Origin of the sequence: Borrelia persica No12 (assembly GCF_000500045.1) — a bacterium.
In the GTDB taxonomy this organism is placed as follows: domain Bacteria; phylum Spirochaetota; class Spirochaetia; order Borreliales; family Borreliaceae; genus Borrelia; species Borrelia persica.
In genome coordinates this window covers 69,422-81,868 of the sequence record NZ_AYOT01000187.1, presented here as the reverse complement: position 1 = coordinate 81,868, position 12,447 = coordinate 69,422, and the positions used below count along the sequence as shown (strand labels likewise).

The following is a 12,447-nucleotide window of genomic DNA, read 5'->3' as shown; positions in this document are numbered from 1 at the left end:
GAAAAATATACTGGTAAGATTTTAAAAAATAATTTAAAAAAATAACAAGCTGCCTTTTTGATAATTCAGGAAGCTTGTTCAAGCTCACATCTATTTTTTGCCTTCTCTAAATTCAAAACTAGTCAAATAATTATTTTACTATTATAAATAAGGCACACTTAAGATAAGACATTATGATGCCAGATCTATCTCTTGAATAAGTTGTGCAACTTGATTTTTAATTGTCAAATATAACACTCGCAAATTATTCTTAAGCTCACAAAGTGTAGGATCAATACTCTGTGCTTGAAGAGCATTACATGACTGATCCTCTTCAACAAACTTTAAATTTACAATTGGTTTTATTTTTTTAAGAATATCAGCTTCATTATTAAGCATTGCAGCCTCTTCAATTATACTTCTTACCAATGACACAATTTTTTTCCACTCTAACTTCATTTTGCCCAACTGAACACTAAGAAATTCCATACCTTTTACATTTTTACTTTCTTTTAGTCTATTTAATTTACCTATTCCAAAAACATCATTATCATATAAAACATAATAAATAAAGTGTTTTGAAAGATCACTCAATGCATAAATTAAACGCTGACCATTGTCTTTGTCCTCATAATCAGTTTTAGATTTCATTGAAGCGGTAAGCACTATATCTTTTAATTTAGTAAAAATACTAATATCATTAATATCTTCACCAGATAGGACAAAGGCAACATGATCTTTAACATATATACGATGACTAGTGCCTACAGTATTTTTAATATCATTAAACAAATACGGATCAAGATCTTTGGGTCTATGATCATACAACTTCACAAGATCATCAAATTTTTCAACCAACTCAGCATAAGCCTTCTCACGTGTCTTTAAAGTAATAGTTTCTCTATCACCACTGGCACCTGCAGATTGCCCATCCTTCCCCTGCCCACAACATACCAATAATACACAAATCAAAATGATTGTCTTATACATTAATTTCACTAAATATCTCCTTCATGTTTTCTAAATTTAAATTTTACATCACACAAATTAAAAAAATATAATAAATATAATATCATAATTTATTAACAATAAATATAATTTAATTAAATGAAATATATAAAGATTACGCTATCGAATCTACATTATGAACTAATTGTTTAGCTTGATTAACAATACGTAAATATAGATTCAAAAACTCATTTTTCAAAATACAAAGTTTGTCACCATCCCCACACTTTTGACAAGGATCATTCAAATTCAAATCATAAAACTGTCTTATTTTTTTTATAACATCATTTCTATTGTCCAATTTTGCCGCTTCATTAATTATATCACTAACCACCACTACCAATGCATTCCATTTGACACATAAATTATCTAGCATATTTGTAAGTTTATTTAATCCTTCAACATCCTTACTTGATTTAAGTTTAAGTAAATTAGCATTTTTAAAAACACCATTATCTTTATCTATGATAGTAAACACAACATTAAATACGAGTAAGCCCAATCTATCAATCAACTTATCCCCAACAATTGAGGTATCATACTCTACAATAGTATTAAATTTCATTATTATCTCTTTTAAGTTACTAAGAGTAGCAACATCACCTTTAAATAAAGCATAAATAGGGTTTTTATGATCCATATTATTATAAATGACCTGAAATTCTTTATTAATATCACCAAACAACGGATCATCAAATTCTTTGGGCATATAATTATATAATGCTTTAAAGTTGTTAAAGCTTTTAATCAATGCAGCATAAGCTAACTCTTCTGGTGTTTGCAACTTTTTTTCATGTAATTCTTTGCCCCCCCCACCAAAATCAGTCTCAACTACCACAGAAGAATTTGAAGTTATCAAATTACCAATTGACTGCCTGCAACAAATCAACAATATATTCAAAACACACATCACAAAATATACTTTTGTCATCAAATATCCTCCTCTAAATTACAATATCAATACAAAAAATCAACAAACATCTCCAAAATACAAACCTAGTACATCTTTATATTTATATCAAAATAAGTATTTATCAATAATATTAATTATTAATAATCTAAAAACTAAATTTATTATCAATCTTTAAAATTTCCTAAAATCTCTTAATTAGACAAACCTCAATTAGACAATTTTAGCAATAAAAAAACCCATATATTTATGAGTTTAATTTTTGTTCAATTAATTATTATATTTATTTGTTACAAATAGCAACAAGTGCAATAACTAGTACAAAATTTACAAACACAAAAATTCTACCAACTCAACAACCTTACTTGGAACGTGACAAGGTAGCAATATACTTACATATATGATCAGAATGATAAAACTTAAATAATTCAATTAGTTAATCAATTTTTTAAATCTTATTTCTTTTTCTTTTCTTTTTCTTGCTTTGCCTGTTGTTCTTCTAAATCCTTTTTTAGTTTTGCATCAATAATAGCTTGTATTTCTCTTTGTCTTTTTAGATCACCAATTATATTCTTAATTTTCTCTTTCAAACCTAATAAACCAGTAGTTCCATCGTCAACTCTTCTAAAAATCTCTCCTTTTTTATCAATAACAAGTTTCAATGCATCTTTAACGGCATCAATTTCTTTCAAATTCACTATATATTTTAGCTTTACTATAAATGCATTAAATATACTTTCCTGTTCTTGGAACAAGCTATTTAAATCGGTCTGAACAGAATTGATAACTTTTAAATCATTCTTCTGTTGCAAAATATTTAAATTAGCATCACTTAAAATTTCACCATTATCTTCTAAAACGTCTACAGCATAAATCCCAAGATTTAATAAAAATGTCAACAAACTCAAAGCTATATCCTTATAGTCATCACCACCAGTAGACATTAATCTAGTAATAATCTGTTTTACTTTTCGCAAATGTTCAACATCATGTTTCAATGCAACATAAACACAATTTTTAGAATAATGATCATCATCTCGAAAATAAAAAGCAAAACCTTTAAACATGGGCTCAAATTCAGATTTATCAAAATTTGCAGCATTAGCGTATAATTTAAGTCTAAAATTATCAACACTATTTCTTAATTTATCATAAGGTGTCATTGGATCTGGAATATTTAGGTACAGATCTTCAGAGAGATCTTTATATAACCCTTTATATGGATCTGATTTTTCATTTTTAGATAGATCTAATTTTCGAAAATCAGAAATACCCAATCGATTTGAAAGAGCAATTTTATGTGTATCAACACCAGCAGGATTATTTGCCCTAATAGCCGAACAACCAACAATTAAGTTAAAAATAATAATTATAAATATAAATATTATAATATTTACTCTTGCCATATATTCTCCTTTTAGTATCTAACCTTAACTGGTAATTATATTCTATACCTAAAAAAAACAAAACAGCAAATCAACATTTACAAATCAATATTAACATAATTACTAATAAAATTGACATACAACAACTATTTTTACTTCACCAATTTATTAACTTTCTCCATAATTAAATTTCTCAAACTCTGTAAGCTCAATTCACCAGTAGCATCATGAGCAACAGCAGTAAAATCATCAGAATTAAAAATAATATTATGAATTGCACCTTTCTTAGCAATCAACGGAGTAATATAATGGACTACTGCCATATCAACAACATGAGCTCTTCCTGGCATAGAATATAATGCCATTGCGCTTTCCAACATCGTATTCAATCTTGTTACCAATGTATTATGCCTTGACAAAACACTCTCTAATCTAGATTTAAGATCTCTTAAACCCATCACATCATTTCGCGCTCTAAGTATACCTAAATTAACTACATTTAAAATAAACCCATTCTCATCTATAATGCCACCCACATATTCATAACTAATATTTAAATCTCTAAGTAAAGTTGTAACTAAACTACAAGATTGACTGTCGCCAAAATTTACCAAATTCCTTATTATACTCTTCAACTTATTTAAAGATCTAATGTCATAATCTAAACTAGCATAAATTTGCATTTTTGTTTTTTCATCATATTGAACTTGAGTACCAGACAAAGGGCAAACTTGAAACATACTATCAAACTGAGTAGCATCAAACCCTGTAGATTTAGCATATAATGTTTTTTTAATATTTTTAATGCTTTTAATTAAATCTAAATAGGATTCAGAACTAATAGTATCTGTATCATCACCCTTATTACTCCTACCATGCCTAACATCCAAATTGGTATTATGACCATTTGTCAATTGTCTATTTAATGAACACGTTAATAAAAGGTATAAAAAAAACAGAATACAAAATATGTTATATATCTTTTTCACTAAACAACTCCTTTTTTATAAATACACTTCTATAAATACACACTGCACGACAATACCATAACATACACATAAATATATTTCATTATAATTAATTAACACGATTTAATTATAACAATTTAATAAAATGTTTAATTTATTATTTATTATCAAGTTATACTTAAAAAGTATTAAATTAGAAAAAATCAATATCAATCACGCAATTTTAAATAAAAATATTAAAAAAAATCATTCTTTTGACATCAATCAATCGCAAATCATCAAATTCATCTTCAATCTTAAATCATCAAATTCATCTTCAATCTTAACTCTCAAACTCCTAAGACTTTTCAAGCCATTAATCTTTTCTGTAACATCTCCTTGAGGATCGGTAATTAAATTTAACCTAAGTAAAAGTTCTTGATTCTTATTTACTTTATTTTTATCCAAATCACTATTATCTATCACACTTATTGCCTTACCTAGAATATTTTTAACTAAACCCACAATAATATCTCTAAATTTCAGCATTTCATCCAAACTAGCATTGATTAAACTCATAACTGCAACATTATTACTACATCGCATAATCTTTACATTATGTTTATTTAAAACTCCATAATTCTCATCTACAATTTCCCTTATATACATTCCACTAGCTCTTAAACGATATAATAATTTTAAAACAATATCCTTATTATCAGAAGATATTAAAGTTTTTATCAATAGTTGCAAATTTGCAATGCTTAAAGTATCATACTTTAAACTACTATAAACATCATCCCTTGCCTCATCACTACCAAAATTCACATCAAATTCACCAAAGATATCTTCAAATTGAGATTTAACTGGCAAAAAAGCATCACGATTATCACTATAAGAAGCTTTAAGAGCAGACAAGTTTTGCACTAATTTGGTATAAACGACATCTGCACTAGGATATCTATCCCTATGTGGAGGCAATTGTAATGGAGCTAATAATCCTGCATTCCTTAAAGAATAAGCACCAAACTTACCCGAAGACTTATCATAAACCTTACATCCAAAAATCATCAAAGCATAAAAAATAAAAATTAGCTCATAGATCCTTCTCATCAAACATTCTCCTTATAAGCATCTGCACAAATTATACAGAAAGGCACACATATACCCTTAGCACATTATATACCAAATACACAAATACATCCAAAACAAAGAAACTTAAATATCTCCACTTTGAACGTATTATATAAATAACAATACCAATTTAGCACAATTGCCAATTGAACCATATTAAACTATAACATTGCCTTTAGAATCCGCAATTTGTCCATAATTCCATTCTTTAAACCTAGCAAACTTTCCTCACCCGTATAAATTTTTTCATAAACTTTTCCTCCTGCCAAACCAATCGAATCTAAATCAGTCTCAATACGTCTCAAAGAACTTGAAGACAAAACCTCCAAAAATGGTTTTGTGCTACTCATAATATCGCCAATATTCTTAATTACATTGGATCTCTTATATAATAATTCTCTTAACATGGCATTAAGTTCATCAATAATCTTCATGTTATCCTTTCTCTTAAGACTAACTAAACTAGAATCATCAAGAAAATCATCCCCAACAATACGGAAATCATCCCCAACAATACCACCAATTTCTGTCATAACTTCCAAAACATATTGTTTACTATCTCTTAAAGCAAATAAAAAATTTCTAATACGCATTTTCTTATCATCACTATCATCTTTAACTAATATATTCATGATATCTCTGAATATTTCAATAACTTCAAGATCATAATTTAAGCTAGCATAAATAATATCTTTCTGCTCATCGGTTGTAAACTTATTATTAAATGCAGCATTGTCAAACGGAATGTCTTTATTAAAAATATCCTTTTTTTCCTTAAATGACTCAAAATTAAGAAAATACATTTTTTTAAGCTTTAAATAATGAAAATTAAATAAGTCAATGTCACTTCTTCCATCAAGCCCCCTAATTCCATCCTTACCACTATATCCCATAAATCCAACTGAACCAGGCTCTCCTGGTTTACATCCCACAAGTTCTAACAAACTTAAGATAAAAATTATTGCATACATCCTTTTCATAAAAACCCCCTATTCTTATCAATACATTAGGTAATGTCTTTTATCTTTTTCACAATTGATTCTTTTAAACCCTTCAAACTATAAGAACCGACATGAATCTTTTTATAAATCTTACCATTCTTATCATCAACAATCGGCATTAAACGATTCCTCATACTTGATACTGCGGGCAAATCTTGTAATAACCACTTAAAATCATTTGCCACATCTTCCCTTACCTCTAACATACGCACAATAAGAAAATTAAGTTCCCAAATATCAGATCTCTTAAACTTACTTAACCTATCTAAATCAAAATCAGGAGTAAAGATATCCAATTTTATAACCTCATCAACATACTCAGCACTCCATTTTAAAGCAGACAAAAAACCCCTAGCATAAATACGATCTTGAACATTAACAACAGAAAGATCTCCCACCAATGTCCTTAAAACAATAGATATCTGCCTAACAACCACATCATCATTCCTTGTTGCAATATAAACGTAGTCCTGATCTTTCTGCAAGCTAAAAATCTTCTCAAAGACATCATTTTCAAATAGAATATCCTTCCCAACACCATCTCTAATGTTTTGCAGAGCATTAACATTATAATCATAAGACTTCTTAAGGATTAAGAAATTAGCCCTTAAAAGCTCAATATCACCACGTTGATCCTGACCATTCTCTCCATCTATTCCAGCAAGTCCCCTAAGACCCGGTGCACCAGCAGGGCCAACACAACCCAAAATACCCACAAAACTTATAATGAAAATTAATACACATACTCTTTTCATAAAAACTCCATTCCATAACCTATGGCAATATAACTGCTTGTGTTAATTCTTTCACCTTTTCCAAAATTGAAAGTTTCAGCTTAGCCAAGCTATAAACATCTGAAAAAATTTGATTATAAATTTTCCCTACTTGGAAAATTGGCCTCAATGAACTAACAATACGCTCGACCTTTAAACCTCCAAGTAGATTTTCCCTTACAATATTAAGTGCAACCTTAATATCGTCTATTACTTCTTCCCTTACTCTCCATATAGTCATCAACATAACATTAAGCTCAGCAATACCTGCCACATCATCAACTTTACTAAATACAAAAAAATTACTTTCCAATGCCGACAAAACGTCTCTTACATGTTCAGCACTCTCAATTAAAATTGAAAATAAAGACAAAACATCACTATCAAAAGCATGAGAAATATGATTTTTCATCATCTTTACGGCATTTTCTATTATTTTAAGATATGCAACATCATATTTTAAGCTAGCAAAAAAATTCTCTTTTTTTAAAACAGTATCACTAGCAAATACATCATGACTAAACAAAAATTTGACATCAAGATCAGTTTTAGTAGCATCAAATCCTTTACTATTAGCATTATAAGACCTCTTAAGATTGAGAAAATTCATATTCAATAACGCAAGATCACCACGACCCAAATTCCCCGGCGCACCAGCAGCCCCATCATTTCCAGGAAGTCCCATTGGACCTAATGGTCCTTGTTTAGCACAACTTATAAATAAAAAAATACCAAATAAAACATTCATTACCATACACACAAATTTCAATTTAAAACTCCTTATTTTCTCATAACACAAATAAATCACCAGAATACACACATATTAATTTAATTGACCAATATATTACTTATATATAATAAATATAAATTAATAAACAGTATTTGTTAATAATGATTATAGCATACATCACAAAAATAATTAAAATATTATAATAAATGATCATTTTGAATAGTTTTTTATACATATAAAATTAACTTAATTAATTAATTAAATGAATCAAAAATAGTACATTCTCTCTATACTATCAATTGAACTGCTTTGAAACTCATAGTGTAAATGATATTTTTATTTTTGATTATTAATAATTTATGATCTTTAGTCAAAAGCTTAATAGACTTACGACTAATTTAAACATGAATATTTATATTGATATTTAGGTAATTATTGGCAATCATAAAGTAAAGGAATCGTTGTCAACTGCTTCTTAAATACAATTATCAATATCTTATTCTATTGTAGATGCAATTGATGAGAATGAAATTCTCTTAAATTCAAACTTCCTACACTTTTAGCTGAGTTCCAATTAAATTACCCAATTTTAATATGTCTATTTGCAAGTAGCAAGCAACATCTTACTTACAAGATAGGATATTTAATATACACAATACATAAACCAAACAAAATATAAATAAAAAAATACTTATTTGCCTCATCATATTCTCCTTTTAAAATTCCATTATTCCGGACAACACAATAGAATATAACTAATTAATATCAATTATATATAAAACATCATATAAACAATTAATAATTTAGATTTTTTAAAAAAGTTGCAAATATAAACTAGTATAAACAACAGTATACACTAAAAACATCAATATAAAAACATTTTATAACAAAAATCATTAATTAAAGTTTTAAAAAATAGTCTATTTGAAACAAAAATAACTGATTAATTATTAAATTGACTTTAAATTAAAAGTGCCTGTTATTATTTAAAACAGACTATCCAAATGGACAATTTATATCACTTCACCAAATATGCTATACGGGTTACCATACCTATTATAGAATAAGATACATGCTGAATCTCCCTACCAGAATCATTTTCAAGGCCAATAGCTTGCTTTAATCCACTTAATACTTCACTTTTATCTTTTGATGCCAATGAGAGTATTTGCTCTTGAATCGTCTTTACTGCATTGTCTCTCTCTATCATAAATTTTTCCAAAAGATCATTAAGTGCAATAATATCTTCCACACTTTTACTACTTTTAATTCGTTCTAGATTTGCATTACTTAAATAAGTATTGACAAGTTTTCTCGTATAATTTGAAACATTTAACAATAAATTAAACAAATGGACTGCAACTCTTGTATCGCCATAAGAATAAAGAGCAGGCTCTCTTAGATCCAGACTATTTAATATTTTTTCCAATCCTAAAATAACTTCAACATCACTTCCCAAAGCAGCATAAATATCTGACTGTTGCTCTGCAGAATTAAAAATTGGCGATACCTTTTTAAAAGGAATACTTACTGAATAATATCTTGGATTAAACCTCCTGCGTTCATGTATAAGTTTTGACTTATATTTAAGTACTCTAGACTCAAATGCAGCATAAATTTCTTGGGCTGTCTTTTTGGGAATCAACAACTTTGCTTTCCCATCAATCTTTAGACTTTTTAGATTTGACTTAAATCTACTTTTACCTCCTACATCCTCATTCTTCTTACTTTCTAGAGATCTATTATCCCTAACAAATCTCTCAACTCTTTTATCTAAAATGCTATTATCCAAAACCAAAGATTTTTCTGAAATTTCAAGTACATCTTTATCTTTTGCAGCAATCTCTTTTGAGTTGATATTTTCTTTACCCAAAACTGAAGACTTTTGATCATTTAAGTCTGTTTGCTCTACTGAATAATTCTTTAAATTACCTTCTGATCGATGCATATCTAAAATAGTAGCAATCTCTGATGATTTAAGCTGTTTACAAGACATCACACTAAAGGCGTATAAAATAATACCCAAATCTCGCATAAACTTCTCCTTTGTCCTAAAAATTTACACCAATCAATACCTATACTTAATATAATGCAATATAATAATATTAACTAAATGACTTATATAAAAATAATAAATTTTACTGATATCTTATTCTCTATTTTTTAAAATTTTTTAAAAAATAGAAAGCTTGAATTTAAGTTGACTCCAAGATATATAGTTTGGACAAAATCATTTAAACTTGTAACTCAACTGCTACACAACCACTCAACTAAATTGCTATACAATAAATTTTTCAAATACCAAAACTAAATATTAAACACGAATTTAAGTAAATTCTTCTAACTAAGACTCCAAATTGTAACTGCAACTGTGCTCATAGAATTTACTGCCTGTCCAACCTCACCTTCACAATCAATCATTTCCTTTATTCCTGATAATATGGACTCTCTAGCAATTTTTGATGACAAATATGTTATTTGTAATTTAATTTTGGATATACAATTTTCTCTTATTGCAATAAATTCTTCCAAACGATTATAAATCTCAGTAATTCTCAATTTATCTTTGCGAAATCTGATACGCATCAAATTATCATCACTTAAATAATAATTTACAAGTGTCCTAGCATAATCCGTAATATTATTTAATAAAACCAATAATTTATGAGCAAAATCTGCATCAATATTAATAAAATGAGGACTATGAAAATCAAGCCTATTTAATATATAACCTAATTGTTTAATAATCTCAACATCATACCCCAAACTAGAATAAATCTTCTCCTGTTTATATGAATCGGAAAAATCTGGCGAAATTTTTTTAAAGGGAATACTTAAAAAAAACCTACCCAAATCAAATTGAGAATGTAAACCATTAATTTCTTCCCTATAAGCAATCACTCTTGCCTTTAAAGTATAGAAAATCTGATCTTCATCACTGATATTAAAAGATTGTTTCACGCGCATACCACCACTATTTACATTATGCTTTAAATCAAATACTTTCCTAATAACATTATGTTTAAAATCACACGTTTTTCTAATAATTCTACTTTCTAAAACACCTCCCAAATTATAAATCAAAGTGTCTCTCACCAAATTACAAAATCTCATATACTTCTCCCTTTCTATTATATAGTAATCAATATTATAAAATATGAATACATATTTATAATAAATATAATATAGCAATAATTTCATTTATCCATAGTCTAATTAAAATTTAAGACAAAAGTATAACTTTATACAAAAAAATTTAAGCAAATACTTAAAATCCTAAAAATCAAATAAACTAATTAAAATAAATAAAAAAACAAAAAATTAGTGAGCTTAAAAGCCCACTAATTTTACTAATTTAAATGATTAACTAACCTTGCAATCACCATACTAAGTTCGCTTAAAGCACCAATTCTCTTAACATATCTATTCCCGCCATCTCGCAAAAACTTATCTCTCAACTCAGCTATTATTTCTACCTCATTATTAAGATCACTCAATGATTCTATGCTATTCTTAAAGTGATCTACAAGCTCATCTTTTGTCTTAACAAGACTATCCAAAGTGTCAATAATATTTTTAATCTCAACATCAGTATTTTGCTCCTTAATCTTTTCCAAGGTTCCCTCATTTAAAAGATCAAGAGAACCTTTGGGATAAGATGACAATGATCTAAAAACCAATAACACATTATTATATGTCTCTAAAGCATCACTGGAGGAATTTTTTAATAATAACTTATCAAATATCTTGCTTAACTTTTCAACAAAATCAGTATCATATCTCAATCCAGCATAAATTTCGTCCTGTTTATCCTCAGAATAAAAACTTGAAGAAATTTTATCAAAAGGAATATTAGAAGATAACTCAGTTTCATTAAATTGATTACGTTCATTTGCGAGCCTTGCATTGTAAATTCGTACCTTTTCCACAAGAGCATCATAAACAGAATGTTTCCTACTATCCAAATCTTCATCTCTATTACCCTGCTCAGTCCCTTGTTCATTAACTTCTGCACCAGTACCACTGCTTTTAAAACCATCCCCTTTTTGCAGTTCTTGTGCACCCAAATTAGAATCAAATCCATTTTCTGGAAGTGCAACTCCTTCTCTAATACCATCAATATCATCTCTACCCTCTGCTTGAACAAACAGTTCATCCAACGAATCCAAACCTATACGTGCCAGATTTTTCAACTTTGACTGATCTGTAATACCCAAGTCCTTTAAATACGAATCAACAGACTCATCTCCTTGCCCAACGCCTCCCTTGGTATCATCTCTAATATCCCAATATTTACAAGAACTCATGTTCATTACAAATAATAAATAAAATATAAAAACTAACATTTTCATATACTCTCCTTCCTTAAGATTATATATTTTTAAATCAAATATTGATTAATAATCAATACATTATAATACTTATTATTATATAATATAATCATATTTACTCAAAAAGTCATTACAAAATCAAAGCATCAACTTAAGACATTTGATCTGATTACTTTCAAGCATTTTAAGTGAATATAGCTGATACGTTAAGTAATCTCTAAGTAAACAACAATCCTTTGAATGTCAAAT

Annotated in this window: 11 protein-coding genes; all 11 read right to left on the bottom strand. The window is 28.0% G+C overall.

The features are described from left to right. Positions 1-171: 171 nt before the first annotated feature. The 11 genes from U881_RS0106645 to U881_RS0106595 all read right to left on the bottom strand — a co-directional run bounded on the left by U881_RS0106645 (position 172) and on the right by U881_RS0106595 (position 12,219). Complete coding sequence (locus U881_RS0106645) at positions 172-978, bottom strand: hypothetical protein (RefSeq protein WP_024653749.1); 807 nt, start codon at positions 976-978, stop codon at positions 172-174. Between the two features lie 124 nt (positions 979-1,102). Then, a complete protein-coding gene (locus U881_RS0106640) occupies positions 1,103-1,918 on the bottom strand; it encodes a hypothetical protein (protein ID WP_024653748.1) in 816 nt (271 codons plus the stop codon). 434 nt (positions 1,919-2,352) lie between these two features. Then, positions 2,353-3,303, bottom strand: coding sequence for a hypothetical protein (locus U881_RS0106635; protein ID WP_024653747.1), 951 nt, complete (start codon positions 3,301-3,303; stop codon positions 2,353-2,355). Between the two features lie 131 nt (positions 3,304-3,434). Beyond that, positions 3,435-4,271: a CRASP family complement regulator-acquiring lipoprotein gene (locus U881_RS0106630; protein ID WP_024653746.1), complete on the bottom strand. Its 837-nt coding sequence runs from the start codon at positions 4,269-4,271 to the stop codon at positions 3,435-3,437. Between the two features lie 243 nt (positions 4,272-4,514). Then, positions 4,515-5,342 carry a hypothetical protein gene (locus U881_RS0106625; protein ID WP_024653745.1) on the bottom strand — a complete coding sequence of 276 codons (828 nt, stop codon included), beginning with the start codon at positions 5,340-5,342 and terminating at the stop codon, positions 4,515-4,517. Between the two features lie 182 nt (positions 5,343-5,524). Then, positions 5,525-6,343, bottom strand: a complete 819-nt coding sequence (locus U881_RS0106620) for a hypothetical protein (protein WP_024653744.1) — start codon at positions 6,341-6,343, stop codon at positions 5,525-5,527. A gap of 26 nt (positions 6,344-6,369) precedes the next feature. Beyond that, positions 6,370-7,119 (bottom strand): hypothetical protein, encoded by a 750-nt coding sequence (locus U881_RS0106615; protein WP_024653743.1) that lies wholly within the window; start codon positions 7,117-7,119, stop codon positions 6,370-6,372. Between the two features lie 19 nt (positions 7,120-7,138). Then, a complete protein-coding gene (locus tag U881_RS0106610; RefSeq protein WP_024653742.1) occupies positions 7,139-7,906 on the bottom strand; it encodes a collagen-like triple helix repeat-containing protein in 768 nt (255 codons plus the stop codon). A gap of 979 nt (positions 7,907-8,885) precedes the next feature. Then, a complete protein-coding gene (locus tag U881_RS0106605; RefSeq protein WP_024653741.1) occupies positions 8,886-9,902 on the bottom strand; it encodes a hypothetical protein in 1,017 nt (338 codons plus the stop codon). Between the two features lie 305 nt (positions 9,903-10,207). Further along, positions 10,208-10,981: a hypothetical protein gene (locus U881_RS0106600; RefSeq protein WP_024653740.1), complete on the bottom strand. Its 774-nt coding sequence runs from the start codon at positions 10,979-10,981 to the stop codon at positions 10,208-10,210. Between the two features lie 236 nt (positions 10,982-11,217). Next, positions 11,218-12,219: a hypothetical protein gene (locus tag U881_RS0106595; RefSeq protein ID WP_024653739.1), complete on the bottom strand. Its 1,002-nt coding sequence runs from the start codon at positions 12,217-12,219 to the stop codon at positions 11,218-11,220. Positions 12,220-12,447: the final 228 nt, after the last annotated feature.